The organism is Anabaena sp. FACHB-1237 (genome assembly GCF_014696225.1).
Lineage (GTDB): Bacteria > Cyanobacteriota > Cyanobacteriia > Cyanobacteriales > Nostocaceae > FACHB-1237.
In genome coordinates this window covers 42,435-56,990 of the sequence record NZ_JACJPV010000003.1, presented here as the reverse complement: position 1 = coordinate 56,990, position 14,556 = coordinate 42,435, and the positions used below count along the sequence as shown (strand labels likewise).

The following is a 14,556-nucleotide window of genomic DNA, read 5'->3' as shown; positions in this document are numbered from 1 at the left end:
GGAAAAGTCAAAATTCTTGATTATGACTCGGTTACTCCTGATAGCTGATATCAATCATTAGTAGTGAGCTTACAACTATGCAATCAGAAGAAGAAAAACAACAACTGATTTTAGGATACTTTTTGGAAGAAGCTAGAGAAGACCTAGCTACTATTGAAAATGGTTTGCTCAATATTCAGAGTACATTAGAGAACTCAGAAATGATTAATGAAGTCTTTCGAGCTGTATATTCTATCAAAAGCAGTTCTGCTATGCTGGGATTAACTAGTATTCAACGCACTGCTCATCGTCTCGAAGAGTGCTTGAAAATTCTTAAAGAACATCCTATTCAAGTAGATCATAAACTAGAGTATCTCTTCCTCAAAGTTTCTAACACATTAAAAACCTTAATTGATTATCTCAGCAGTAACTTTGATCTACCAGAAGATCAAGCTAATTCCTTAATGGCCGCCACAGAACCAGTAATTGAGCAACTTAACCAACATCTGCTAGAATCAGTAAAAGCCAGTGGACATACTGCTGTATCAGACACAAAAAAAGCTGATACAATTGCTCCACCAGTTACACCTATAACACCAGGGATTACTATTAACCAAAGCCAAATAAAAAGCGAATTTGAAACTCAAGTTCTGCAAATATTGCGGGAAATATTACAACTCTTTAAACAAGTTAATGTTCCTGAATTACGGGAAAAACTACAACATAATTGTCATCAATTAACTGATAACAACGAAATTACCTCAGAACTAGATTTTTCATCCTTGATATCAAAATCAGTAAATGATAAAGAACCAGAAGCAGGAATCTCTGAATTAAATACCCTAGCAGACTTATTTGAAGGTGAATCTACAGAATTAGAGGAAAGTTGGCAACAAGAAGAAATTTTCAACACTAGTGATATACAATTACCAAATCAAGATTTGGATGCAGAAGTTAATGATGTAGATTTGGCAGATTTATTAGCATTTTATCAAGTAAAATCCCCAGAAAATAGTGATGATAGCGAGGATGTTACCCAATTATTTGAGGATGACTTTCTGCCTAGAAATATTGCACAAAGCAACAATGAGCAAGTAACATCAATCAGTTCAGATTTAGAAAGTATGGACTTGATTTTTCCCTCGGATGATGTTCTTGTAGAATTAATTGCTATTTCCCAAAAATCTCGTCAAAATTCTGGAGTCCATATAGCAGGATCATTGGCAGATGTACTAGAAATAAGATCAGAAACGGAGGTAGATGCAGTTACTAGTGAATTATTACCTATATTTCCAGAAGACAATAATCAACTAGAAGTAAAACTGCCAAATGTAGAAACAAATTTAGAATATTTAGAAGATTTACAAACCAATATATCCGCACAAAAATCATCAGGCAATGCTAGTTTGCCATTAGATGATTTATTGGCAAATGCACAGAAAAATATATCATTAATCAACAATGAATTAGATATTGATGATATATTTGCTGCTTCAGAAATACCTAATAATAGTGATCATGCACAAGTTAACTTAGATAGTTTCTGGGATGAAATAGCCACAATACAACAGTTTTCTGTTCCCAGTAATACAGAAGTAGTTCAAGAATTAGAAGCTAGTTTGTTTTCTGCTGCTGATAATTTACCTAATACAGAAATAGATATATTTGGCAACGACTCAGTAGATAGGAATCATCTTAATATTTCGGTAGAGAATAACTTTGATTTAACATTACCACAAGATTCTGTTTTAGATTTATTAGGAACAGAAAATCAGCAAGAAAATAGTAGTTTAGATGAATTAGAGAATAATTTATTTGCTGAACTTGCTAATTTTACTAATGTTGGTAGTTATGCAAACCAGGATTTTAAATTATTACCAGATTTTATTTCCTTAGTAGATGATGGACTAGCAGTCAGCAGTCCACAGTCAGTGGGTACAGCCCATAGCCCTTCACAGTCATTAATTAATGATGAGTTTGATGAATTGGAAAACTTCCTCAAACAAACAGATGAAAATATATCTAGTGAAACATCTCCAGCTAATAAAAATGTTGTTAGTAAAATTACCCAGACTACTACCCATAGAATTGCAGACGAAGAAACTATGAAAATTCCAGTTAAGCAACTGGATGATATGAGTAACTCAGTGGGAGAGTTAGTAGTTAATCGTAATATTTTAGAGCAAGATTATGAACGGTTAAGAAAATCCTTGAATAATTTGCTGATTCAAGTACAGAATTTATCAGATGTGGGAGCGCGGATGCAGGAATATTATGAGCGATCGCTGTTAGAATCTTCATTATTAGCTAGTTATCGTCATCGAGAACAGAAATACAATGTTCATCAAGATCGGGGTTTTAGTGCCATTGAAATGGATAAATTTACACCTTTTCATAGTTTAGCCCAGGAAATGATTGAGTTGATCGTAGGAGTGCAAGACTCAGCTAGTGATATAGACTTTGTACTGGAAGAAACAGAACAGGTAGCTAGACAAATACGACAAGCAACTAGTCAGTTACAAGAGGGGTTGACCAAAGCACGCATGGTTCCATTTAGCCAAGCTATTGATTTACTGTGGAAAGGAATGCCAGATAATCAATATGGTAAACAGGTAGAACTAGTCACAGAAGGTACAGATACCTTAATAGATAAGACGATTTTAGATCATCTCAAAGATCCATTAACGCAGATGGTAAATAATGCGATCGCTCACGGCATTGAAACAGCAGAAGTACGTCAAAGTAGAGGCAAACCACCAGTAGGAAAAATTACCATCAGAGCATTACAACAAGGAAACCAAACTATTATTGCCGTGAGTGATGATGGAGCAGGTATTGATCATGAAAAGGTCAAGCAAAAGGGCATTAAAAAAGGTGTTATTACGGTAGAACAAGCTAGAACCATGAGTCGTAGTGATATCTATGAATTGTTATTTTTGCCAAGTTTTAGTACCGCAGATGAATTAGATGATATTAAAGTCGGTGGAGTGGGCATGAACGTTGTGCAGAAAAAAATCAGCGAAATTCGTGGTACAATTACCACTGATTCTGTATTAGGTCAAGGAACTACCTTTACAATCCGCTTACCATTAACATTAAGTATTTGTAAAGCGTTATTATGTACTTCAGACAGAGCAAGAATAGCTTTCCCAATGGATGGTATTGAAGATACATTAGATATACCTGCTAAAAATATTAAGAAAAATACTGATGGACAATCATTTATTAAGTGGCGTGACACTATACTACCATTTAAGCCTTTAAAAGACATTTTAGTATTCAATCGCCAAATCAGTCGTAATAGTGTTTATGGTTGTATAAGTGATGATGACATGATTTCGGTGATTGTAGTACGTTCTGGCAATAACATGGTAGCCTTGCAAATTGATCAGGTATTAAGTGAACAGGAAATAGTTATTAAGCAGTTTGAAGGACCAGTACCTAAACCCATAGGTGTAGCAGGTGCCACAGTGCTAAGGGATGGGATGATTATGCCCATAGCCGATGTGTTAGAAATTATTGATATCTTTCATGGTAAGATGTCTAAATATATTGGTGGTAATTATTAGCAGAAAAATACATTACTACCTACTTGTATCTGAAAGTGCAGAAAAAATGGACATTCTCATTTTACTGACGCAAATAAGATACAGCAGTTTCCGTTATTATGAGGTACAGATGTTAATGATAAAACCCTTGTAACACAGGCATCTTGCTGTGTTTATAGTGTACCTCATGTAGATGGAATGTGCTGTAACCTATGTTGTTTAAAAAAATAAACGACATTCAATAATTTACAATAAAGCAGATTTGCTATTTCGCGTCTTGGACACTTTTTATTACTTTAAGAACTCATGAAAAAGAGATTCTAAGGATTATCATGGAAATTGTTCTAGCAGTGTTATTGCTCTTTGGCGAGTTTTATGGTGCAGTCATTAGCAAACTGATCTCATTTACATATAGCTTAAATTGTCACCCAATCAGGTTAAAGGGAACTATCCACAAAAAGATCCCCGACTTCTTGAAGAAGTCGGGGATCTGAACCTTTAAACATTAAGCAATAATTATAAGAACACTTTCTATAGTTACTATTGAGATATCTTAACAAATATGAGGATGTATTTCCTATCCCTAAGATTTATACTATTGGCTGTAAATACCTGTAAATCAATGATATCTAGCCTTCTTAGACAGGTTCACTCTCAATAACCAAAAAATTTTGGCTTTGGGACTAGTCAACTCACTCTCATAAATGTTACAATTATTTACAATAAAAAAAAGACAAACTAGGTCTAAGTTGCTACCTTGTATCTCATTACAGATATTTGTGCAAAACGGGAGGTAAATCAAATACACATTCCATGCAAGATTACTAGACTAGGATGAAAGGCTTGATAGCCTGCACATCTCAACAACAAAGCTAAAGCAAAGATCAAATTCCCATTAGACATCTTGTAGAAATTAGGCTAGAAGCCTAATCTACTGTAAGAAAATTTTAATTATTCGAGATGTCTATTGCCAAATGGTGGAACTTTTACGAGTGAACACCTGATCTTCTTAAAAATGAGTAACCGACTTGATCGGGCGCGTCAGTTCCCAGCTATAGCGTATTTTCTAGCTTAATTAGTTTTAGATTGATTCTGGGTATAATTAATAGCTAATCATAGCTAAAATCCCATAGATAAAATTTAAAATTAAGCGTAAATTAACCAAATATTTACAGACTAAAGCGTGAAATAGCTTATGTTGGATTTTGCTATCAGTTAACTACCCTATCCGCCAACCCATTATTATTAAAGAGTAGTGCCATGAAGACCTCTCAAACAGCCACCGACCTCGTGCGGACTTATCTGCGGGAGATTGGCCGTGTGCCACTCCTAAGCCACGAAGAAGAGATTTTTTATGGTAAACAGGTACAACGATCTGTACTTTTACAGGATATTCGCCAAGGTTTAGCCAGTGAATTAGGTTATCAGCCAAGTGTAGAAGATTGGGCAAAAGCAGCTAATTTAGAAGTAGCAGAACTTAATCAGGCGATCGCTGAAGGTGAACTAGCGAAAAGGAAAATGGTAGAAGCGAACCTACGGCTAGTAGTATCTGTTGCCAAAAAATACATTAAGCGCAATGTAGATTTGCTGGACTTAATTCAAGAAGGTAGTATTGGAATGCAGAGGGGAGTAGAAAAGTTTGACCCCACCAAAGGTTACAGATTTTCTACCTATGCTTACTGGTGGATACGTCAAGCTATCACTCGTGCGATAGCGGAAAAAGCCCGCACTATCCGCTTACCTATACATATTACGGAAAAACTGAACAAAATCAAAAAAGCACAAAGACAACTATCACAAACCTTGGGACGTGCGCCCACAGCAGCAGAATTATCGGAAGAATTAGATTTAACACCTAAACAGGTCAGAGACTACTTAGAAAAAGCTCGTTTACCATTATCTCTAGATTTGCGACTGGGAGATAATTACGATACTGAACTAGGGGAGATGTTAGAAGATACAAATAACACACCAGAGCATTTTGTGATGCAGTCTTCTCTGTCTTATGAGTTAGAACGGCTGATGTCAGAACTTACCCCCCAACAACAAGAGGTAATTTCTCTGCGTTTTGGGTTAACTGATGGTAAACCTCTCACACTAGCGAAAATTGGAGAACAACTCAATATTAGTCGGGAAAGAGTGAGACAAATAGAACGGGAAGCCTTAAATAAACTTCGTAAGTATAAGGCTGGTATGAATGAATATTTAGCTAGTTAATGTTAGCTATCAGCAGTCAGCAGTCAGCTATCAGCAGTCAGCTATCAGTGTTAATTATTATTCACTTGACTTGGTGACTCGGTGACTTCTGACAGCTAATTCGCAAAAACACGCCGATCATGGTACGGTTAAACCTATTGCATATCTAACATTCACCTGTTACTTTGGTTAAAGATAAGTAAATAATAGATTATTGATTAATTCCAGCAAAACACCACAGCACGTAGTGATAATAACGGAGGTTAAAGGTGAGTAATTCTTCTAATCGTGTATCAGAATTTTTTAACAGTGATGCAGAGACTAGTAACTTACTATGGCAATATGTGAGGTCTTTAAGTCCTGAAACTGTGACTCAGTTATCTAAACCCACTTCTCCTGAAGTATTTCAAGTGATGGAACGTAATATTATCGGACTTTTGGGAAATTTGCCTCCTGAACAATTTGGTGTGACTATCACTACTAGTAGGGAAAGTTTAGGACGTTTATTAGCATCTGCTATGATTAGTGGTTATTTTTTACGTAATGCAGAACAAAGAATGAGTTTTGATGCTGTTCTACAAGGAACTGAGGATAGCAATAGCAACCTATAAATTTAATGTAAATGAAAGTCAAGAAAAGTCCATAAAACTAAAGGAAAATTATTTTTTTCATGATGATCTCCCTAATTTCTGGTAGAAATTGGGGAATTATAATTATATGTAACCAAATTCACCAATTATAGAAATACCCCATTTATGATGATAGATAATAAAGATGATAAGTCATTAGAAATACTTAATTCTCATGTATCTTTAAATGGCATGATGATAGTTGATGAAACTATTGTAAAGGAGGGACATCACCAAAGCCATAGTCCCAATAGTCAAACCCCAACTAAGTTTTATGGTCATTATCAAGATTTTATGGAAATGTATGCTCCTGTGGAACAGGTAGAGGAGTATTTTAATTCTCATGGTTTATGGTTTGTGCGTTGTGCTGAACCGATAAAAGTCTGTTCTCTGTGTGAAAATAGTTATGTTCTGGTGGTAGGGCGTTTTGGTGCGTTCGGTTATGAGATAGAACCCAAGGTAGGGTTACAATTATTACCTCCAGAAAATCGCAGGTATGATATTATTACTATTCCTGTTCCTGATTATCAACCACCTGGTTATAATGTCAGTTATAAATCATCTACTTTTTTGGTAGATGATGGTCATGGTATCACTAAGGTAGAATGGAATTTAGATTTGGTGGTAGAGTTGCATTTTCCTTGGTTTATTCGCAAGTTACCCCATAATTTAATTCAGTCTACTGGCGATCGCTTACTTAATCAAATTGTCCGTCAAGTATCCCGTCATTTAACCCACAAGGTACAAAAGGATTTTCATTATTCTTTGGGGATACCTTTTGGCAAAAAGTGCCATAAAAAGTGAAAAAGGGCGTTGCTAAATGGGAGTATGATATTTATTTCCCCCATCAGCGAAGCACTTTCAGTGGGTTAGATGCAAAGCAAAGTTTCAAATTTTGAATTTCTCAATTTCATACCTGAGTTCAGCAACGCCTGAAAAAGAAAGTAGAGACATTTGATATAACGTCTCTACAAGGGTTAATTAACAGTTTCAATTCATACACATTTAATTACCACCAGATGTATACTCTGTAGTCTGCACTCTACACTGTGGGAAAAACTATGCTGGGCTGAGAATTTTTTGGATAATTTCTACACCTGAGAATGCTTGCCAAACAAATAGACCTAAAATGCCAAAATTTAGTAATATATGACTTACTCTTGCCCAATTTGCTCCTTTTTGCATGAAAGGTGATAGGGATGCAGAAAACGCCACTAAACCTGTCATACCTAGTCCAGCTAATAGATGTGGACCAACAAATAATTTACCATTGTTAATGTAGGTAACAGCCATACCTCCTATACATCCTGCTACCATTAGGGCTAGTATAATAGAACCTATTTGATAATGTTTGAGATTATAGCGTCCTTTTATTAATTCTTTTCTTAATTCAGCGTCAGCATTTCTAGTACGTTGTACTTGTAGTCCTAAGTAAGCTGCATACAATGACAACGCTAGTAACACCCACATAATTAGGGGATGGACAAACTCTAGAGCTAGTTTAGCGGTTGGTGACATTTCTAAAACCATCTTCTTTACTTCCAATTATTAAATCTTAATAAAACTTAGCATAAATCTTGAGAATTTTGAGGAGATTCTTGATATCTGACGCACTCTATCAATATGCTAGTTGCGTAAGTCGTGATCATTACACGGCGTTGCTGAATTGGGGTATGATATTTATTTCGCGTTTATTTCGCGCATCAGCGAAGCACTTGCGTTAGACGCAAAGTTTCAAATTTTGAATTTCTCAATTTCATACCTGAGTTCAGCAACGCCTGAAATATGCATAACTACCAAACCCTTCTAGGGACAATTCATGAATTGTCCCTACAACTTAATTTGCTACTAGAGAATAACTGAGTATTTTGTGAATACGATCACTAGTTTCTAATAAAAAAGCCTGGGTATATTGATCATCAGAACTAACTCTTTTTAACTGTTGATTTAATTTCTTTAATTGATACCATGCTAAAGTTCTGGCATCCTCCGGTACTGGCTTTTTTCTTAATATCATAGCTGCTAATATTTCCAGATGTTTTCTTTGGAGACCACGACGTAAACTAGAAATTTTTACCTTACCTTGTGGTTGTAAAATCTCAGTCCAAATTCCTGTTAGTAAAGTGTTAAATAGTTCAGATAAAGTTAAAGTTTGTCCTGGAGGATTTTTAAATTCTAAATCCTTTAAAAGTCGTAAGCGATCGCCTGAAAGTAAATCATTTAAAACCATAGTTTGCATATCTAACACTAAATCATGAACGGGATAGTCTAAACGTCCTTGAGGAATTTTACTTCCCCAATGTCCCCATCTGGAAGGTGTTAATTGATTTAATAATTGTAGAGAAAAATTGAAAGCATCCTCCGCAAAGACATATTTTTGGAGATTTTTTAATGCTTGTCTTTGTTCTGTGATAGGAACAATAACAAATGGTGATTGACCTTGATTATCTCCTGGTTTTAAGCGATAAAAAGATTGACCTCCAATATACTTAGTAGTATAGTTTAAGTTGTCTGAATAATTGATTAAAATTCTCATAAACTTAGCAGAAACATCACTATAACTTTGTAAATTTCGAGAATACTGATCTAATTTACTCCACATCAACCGGGAATTAGCTAACTGATTTTCAGCATAAACCAAGACATTATTACTATGATCCCAGGGAGAAACAGTAGGATCATTATTAGTTACATCTTCATCAGTAGCATAGCTTAATTCTTGTTGATTGGATCTAGCAGCAATAGAATTTAAAAAAGGCTTTTCTCCCATAGTATTTTGAGAATTACTGGGAGTATAACCATATTCAATTGCCCATTGATCATAGGGTCCAACCATCTTAGGAAAATAATCTCCCTGTTTTGTACCATATCGGGCAATATTTGGAGGTACATAATCCATAATTGAAGCTGTTAAACCCTTATTCTTAGTAATTTCCGGGTTGTTTAATTCCTCTGGAGAAAGATAATTACTACCGCGAAAATTATGACGTAAACCTAAGGTATGTCCCACTTCATGGGCAATAATTAACCGTAAATAATCCTGAATAAAATGTTTATGATATTGATCATTATGCCAACTATTCGTTAACAGTAAAATTGCCAACTTACCGAAAAAGAATTTATTGTTAGATGCCATAAAATAACATAAGCGATCGCTTTGTAAATGAGAAAATATCTTCCTAGATTTATCAAGATTTTCATGATCCTGACCACTAGTTAAATAATTTTTGATTAACTCATATACACCTATTGGTATTTCTGGGTGATCAGATACCATATCTTTTTTAGTAGTTTCTAGGTGATTTTGAGCAAGAGAATTGGGTAATTTTACATTTTGTGCATGGGCATTTTCTATATTAATTTGAATTAGTAAACTATTACAAAAAATTATGAATAGACATCTCCGAAAAAGAAGATAAAAGCCTTGTTCAGTCACGTCTAATACCTCATTTGTGGAGATGTCTAATAAAGCAATCATTTTCATTGCAGATGTCCTGGGTTTATGTTTTATATCACTGTAATTAGTGAGTTAATTAGACCTGTCCGATAATTGATATGTAGAGATGTTCTATAGAACGTCTCTAGAAGGGTTGCAGAAAACGCATACTTAGTTATTACAAGATGTCTATTGCATTAAATAATTTGGGCAGAAGTATTGAAAGTTGTTACAAGTTTTTACATAATTAATTTCTGCTACTGTATATGCTTATAACAGAATTTACATTATAGCAATAATTTGAGATTTTGATCAAGAATATGAAAAAAAATAAACAGGGGTTACTGAACTCAAGTTGTAGGGTGCGTCAGACAATATCAATCATGTAGATAAACATATTCTTCATATCTGACGCATCCTATATTAGATTTTTGGTGTGACACTTGCATAAGTCCTACATCAAACCTAATTTAGAACAACTCAACTTCAACAAAAAAACAATATCCCCGACTTCTTGAAGAAATCGGGGATTTTAGTATCTCACAGAATAAATCTTACAACACAATGAGAGAAAATTACTTTTTCGGTGATATCAGCATCATCATATTTTTCCCTTCTTTCTTAGGCGCTTGCTGAACTTCACCAAAAGGTTCTAAATCTGTTGCCATCCGCTTGAGCAAAGTTTCCGCTAAGTCACTATGTTGAATTTCCCGACCCCGAAACATCACAGTAGCTTTTACTTTATCACCATCTTTCAGGAAGCGTTCCGCTTGTTTGACACGCACATTATAGTCATGTTCTTCTATTTTGTAGCGCATCTTCACTTCTTTCACATCGGCTGTGTGTTGTTTCTTTCGGGCTTCCCGCGCTTTTTTCTCCTGCTCAAACTTATATTTTCCGTAGTCCATAATCCGACAGACTGGGGGATCGGCCTTGTCACTGATTAGCACTAGGTCTAATTCTTTTTCCTCGGCTAATTGTAGCGCTTCTTGGGGAACTAGGATTCCCAATTGTGCGCCATCAGTGTCAATTACCCGAATTTTCGGGTAGCGAATCCGTTCGTTAATTTGGGGCAGATCGCGAGTTCTTTTTTTCTCAATCACAGGCATTATGATTAGTGGCTGCTCTTTAGGTAAGAATTGGGGTTAATTTAGGTTGCTTAGTTTATTTTGATATGCCAATTAAGGCAAAATGCAATAATAACTTAGAAATGGAGAATGAGTCCACTTCCTCAGTAGCTAATTTTTTAGTGATCTGTATCCTGCAAATGGATAGATCACTAGTGAAAGGTGAAGAGATAACAAAAATTCACACAATATAAATTAAGTGTTATTTTTTGTAACTTTTAACCATCACAGCGCAAATAGTAAATTTGACGGCATAGTTTGAGTATAACCAAATTAAAGATAAAATTGTCAGTATCTTATCTAAATCACATAATATTTTACATTATTTAATGTGGAGGGGTCACTGAGTCGGGAGTCGGGAGTCGGGAGCAGAGTGCAGAGTGCAGAGTGCAGGGGGAAATATATTTTACAGAATCACCAATCACCAATTATGACTACAATACCTTGGCGGCAAAGAGTTGGCAATCAAAGAGATTGGATGTGGAGAGGTTGGAAAACTCGCTATACCTATCTACGTCCATCACCACAGTATCTGCAAAATCCTCCTTTAATCTTATTACATGGATTTGGTGCTTCTATTGGCCATTGGCGACATAATTTAGAAATATTAGCTAATTATCATACTGTCTATGCTTTAGATATGTTAGGTTTTGGAGCTTCTACAAAGGCAGCAACTAGTTATAATATTGAATTATGGGTAGAACAAGTTTATGATTTTTGGAAAACCTTTATTAATGAACCAGTAGTCTTAATTGGTAATTCTATAGGTTCATTAATTTCTCTAGTGGCTGCTGCTACTCATCCTGAAATGGTTAAAGGTATCATTATGATGAGTTTACCCGATCCTAGTATAGAACAAGAAATGATTCCTAAAGTATTACAGCCTATAGTGAGTAAAATTAAAAGTATCTTTGCTTCCCGAATTGTTTTAAAACCCTTATTTTATTTTATTCGTCGTCCTAGTGTATTAAAACGTTGGGCAGGTTTAGCTTATGTTAATCCTGAAGCTATTACGGATGAATTAATAGATATTCTGGCAGGTCCTCCCCAGGATAGAGGATCAGCACGAGCTTTTAAAGCGTTATTTCAAGGCAGTATTTCGCTTAATTTCAGTCCTAGTGTGAAGAAAATTTTACCAAGTTTAAATATACCAATGTTGTTAATTTGGGGAACAAAAGATAAATTTGTACCACCGGCTTTAGCTAGTCAATTTGCGGGTTATAATGAGAGGCTACAGGTTTTGTATTTAGAAGATGTAGGCCATTGTCCCCATGATGAATCCCCTGAACAGGTTAATCAAACTATTTTGGATTGGATCATGGGTAATTGGTAATTGGTGGGTAAAATATATTTCCCCCAGCACCAGACTCCCCACTCCCCGCTCCTGACTCGGTGAGTCGGTGAATCCTCGATCTCCTTCATGATATTGTGATCATGCTCTTGTAACTTTCTTTTGGGAAAATGAAACATACGTTATCTGTGCTTGTTGAAGATGAAGCGGGAGTTTTATCCCGTATTGCTAGTTTATTTGCTCGTCGCGGTTTTAATATCGAAAGTCTTGCTGTAGGACCTGCAGAACAAGATGGTATTTCCCGTATTACTATGGTTGTACCTGGTGACGATCGCATTATTGAACAACTTACTAAGCAATTGTATAAGTTGGTTAATGTGCTTAAAGTACAGGATGTGACAGAAACTCCTTGTGTAGAACGGGAATTAATGCTATTAAAGGTTAATGCTACTACTAGTAATCGTTCTGAGGTGATTGAATTATCTCAGATTTTCCGAGCGCGAGTTGTGGATGTGTCAGAAGATTCTCTAACTTTGGAAGTGGTCGGTGATCCTGGTAAAATGGTAGCTATTGTCCAGGTTTTACAAAAGTTCGGACTGCGAGAAATTGCTCGCACTGGTAAGGTTTGCTTAACTCGTGAGTCTGGTGTAAATACTGAGTTACTCAAGTCTTTACAAGCGAAGGTTTAGTCAGGTCAGCTATCAGTAGTCAGCTATCAGTGGTCAGCTATCAGTGGTAGCTGATAAGGCTTTTCAGGTTTTTTTGAGATGATCTCAAAAATTCTTGGGAAAATTTCTAAAATTTGCTTGCATAATTTCAGAAGTTCATGCTATGATGAGAACTGTGAGTTGAAAGAAGTAAGGGCGTGTAGCTCAGTGGACTAGAGCACGTGGCTACGGACCACGGTGTCGGGGGTTCGAATCCCTCCTCGCCCGTTAAGAAGAAAGAGTGAACACAAGCTATACTGTAGTATAGTTTGTGTTTTTCATTTATAGGAGATCAAGGAGTCCGGAGTTCTGTGGAGTGTACCAATCACCTATTTTACTGCATAAATATCTATACCACGACCAGTAGCAAAACGCAAGGAGTCACGCAGGTTACGGCTTGACTGTGTGATAAAGATGATCATAGCAATAATAGTTAATATCAAACTTGTGGCGAACATAGCACGATAACCCGCTATTTGGGCTATTTGTCCAAAAATAAGACCTGCGATCGCTAACCCTACATCAAATCCCATTAATGATACACCAAAAATTCTACCACGCTCATGGGGCAATGCTCTATCTGTCATTAATACTGAGATCATGGGAATGAGTGTACCAGAAGCTACTCCTTCCATTAACGCTCCTATCAAGAACATAGTAGAACTATTGGCTGTGGAAATACATAGAATAGCTAGACTATAAGCTATTAAACTCGCAGTGACAAATAAACCACGTCCATATTGATCGGATGCTTTACCAGTAAATAGTCTACAACTAAAACTAGACATAGCTGCCACTGTAAAAAAGTATCCTGGGTTTAGTGGGACTCCTGTTGACTTGATATATAAAGATATAAAAGTATGTACATTACCTAATGTTAATCCTGATATTAACAAGACTATGGCAGGAACGCGCACACGAGGACTAGTTAATATTTGCCAAAAAGGTTCTTCTTGAATATCTGTGGGTTTAGCGATCGCTGGGGGGTTCAAAATGGGTATGAGGCATAATAAGCCTAAAATTCCCAATGTAAAGGCAAAAAGAAATAATGGAGTATAACCCATATTGGCTTGTAAAAAGCCTCCTATGACTGGACCTATTGCTACTCCCATAGGGTTAACTAAACTCATATAACCAACTATTTGACCACGTTGGTGTTGTGGTGTGATATCTCCCACTAAAGCCATATAGGCCGTAGCAAAGGCGGCTATACTAATACCATGAAAACTGCGAATCATGCTTAAAAGGATGATAGATTTAACTACTAGATATCCTAAAGGAGCGATCGCTGCTGCTGCCATACCAATGAACATTACTAGTTTTCGTCCACGCCGATCTGCTAAGATCCCCATTGATGGACGAAAAATAAACATACCTAAAGCAAAGCTACCCATAACTATGCCTATCTGTTGTTTATTCGCACCAATTTCTTCTATATATAGTGGTAGGGTAGGTAATAGGGAGGCTAGACTTGACCAAAAAAACAGTCCTGCTGCAAATAGCAAAATCAAGTTTTGCCGCAGTTTAGTGTCATCAGTATCTAATATTTTCACGGTAGATGCAATTACCTTGAGTTTATTGCTAGGTTGTGTTTATTATAATATTGTAGATGTATAAATCCTGTAAATAGACAAATTTTCTTT

General features: G+C 36.0%; 9 protein-coding genes, 1 tRNA gene and 2 pseudogenes. 8 read left to right on the top strand and 4 right to left on the bottom strand.

The genetic code is table 11. The annotated features are described in order from the left end of the window. Window positions 1-77: 77 nt before the first annotated feature. From H6F32_RS21155 to H6F32_RS02095, 5 genes and pseudogenes are all read left to right on the top strand, one after another. A pseudogene (locus H6F32_RS21155) lies at window positions 78-335 on the top strand (Hpt domain-containing protein); the annotation flags it as partial. A 1,740-nt stretch (window positions 336-2,075) separates the two neighbouring features. Next, window positions 2,076-3,536, top strand: a pseudogene (locus tag H6F32_RS21150) (chemotaxis protein CheA); the annotation flags it as partial. Window positions 3,537-4,787: 1,251 nt separating this feature from the next. Then, window positions 4,788-5,744 carry an RNA polymerase sigma factor, RpoD/SigA family gene (locus H6F32_RS02105; protein ID WP_190367686.1) on the top strand — a complete coding sequence of 319 codons (957 nt, stop codon included), beginning with the start codon at window positions 4,788-4,790 and terminating at the stop codon, window positions 5,742-5,744. 248 nt (window positions 5,745-5,992) lie between these two features. Then, the gene (locus H6F32_RS02100) at window positions 5,993-6,334 is read left to right on the top strand and encodes a DUF760 domain-containing protein (RefSeq protein ID WP_190367685.1); all 342 of its coding nucleotides are present in this window, start codon (window positions 5,993-5,995) and stop codon (window positions 6,332-6,334) included. Window positions 6,335-6,478: 144 nt separating this feature from the next. Continuing rightward, on the top strand, window positions 6,479-7,156 hold the full coding sequence (locus H6F32_RS02095) for a DUF1997 domain-containing protein (protein ID WP_190367684.1): 678 nt from the start codon (window positions 6,479-6,481) through the stop codon (window positions 7,154-7,156). 255 nt (window positions 7,157-7,411) lie between these two features. Here the strand turns inward: H6F32_RS02095 and H6F32_RS02090 are convergent, their stop codons facing one another. The 3 genes from H6F32_RS02090 to infC all read right to left on the bottom strand — a co-directional run bounded on the left by H6F32_RS02090 (window position 7,412) and on the right by infC (window position 10,897). Next, entirely contained in the window at window positions 7,412-7,882 is a 471-nt protein-coding gene (locus H6F32_RS02090) for a DUF4079 domain-containing protein (protein WP_190367683.1), read from the bottom strand. Window positions 7,883-8,189: 307 nt separating this feature from the next. Further along, window positions 8,190-9,836: a zinc-dependent metalloprotease gene (locus tag H6F32_RS02085; RefSeq protein ID WP_190367682.1), complete on the bottom strand. Its 1,647-nt coding sequence runs from the start codon at window positions 9,834-9,836 to the stop codon at window positions 8,190-8,192. Between the two features lie 527 nt (window positions 9,837-10,363). After that, window positions 10,364-10,897: a translation initiation factor IF-3 gene (gene infC, locus H6F32_RS02080; protein WP_190367681.1), complete on the bottom strand. Its 534-nt coding sequence runs from the start codon at window positions 10,895-10,897 to the stop codon at window positions 10,364-10,366. Window positions 10,898-11,342: 445 nt separating this feature from the next. On the opposite strand from infC, the gene H6F32_RS02075 reads away from it, so the two are divergent. From H6F32_RS02075 to H6F32_RS02065, 3 genes are all read left to right on the top strand, one after another. Further along, window positions 11,343-12,248, top strand: a complete 906-nt coding sequence (locus H6F32_RS02075; RefSeq protein ID WP_190367804.1) for an alpha/beta fold hydrolase — start codon at window positions 11,343-11,345, stop codon at window positions 12,246-12,248. Window positions 12,249-12,376: 128 nt separating this feature from the next. Further along, window positions 12,377-12,895 (top strand): acetolactate synthase small subunit, encoded by a 519-nt coding sequence (gene ilvN, locus H6F32_RS02070; RefSeq protein ID WP_190367680.1) that lies wholly within the window; start codon window positions 12,377-12,379, stop codon window positions 12,893-12,895. A gap of 172 nt (window positions 12,896-13,067) precedes the next feature. Beyond that, window positions 13,068-13,141, top strand: a tRNA-Arg gene (locus H6F32_RS02065). Window positions 13,142-13,242: 101 nt separating this feature from the next. Here H6F32_RS02065 and H6F32_RS02060 read toward each other — a convergent pair. Then, window positions 13,243-14,466: an MFS transporter gene (locus H6F32_RS02060; protein WP_190367679.1), complete on the bottom strand. Its 1,224-nt coding sequence runs from the start codon at window positions 14,464-14,466 to the stop codon at window positions 13,243-13,245. Between the last annotated feature and the right edge of the window lie 90 nt (window positions 14,467-14,556).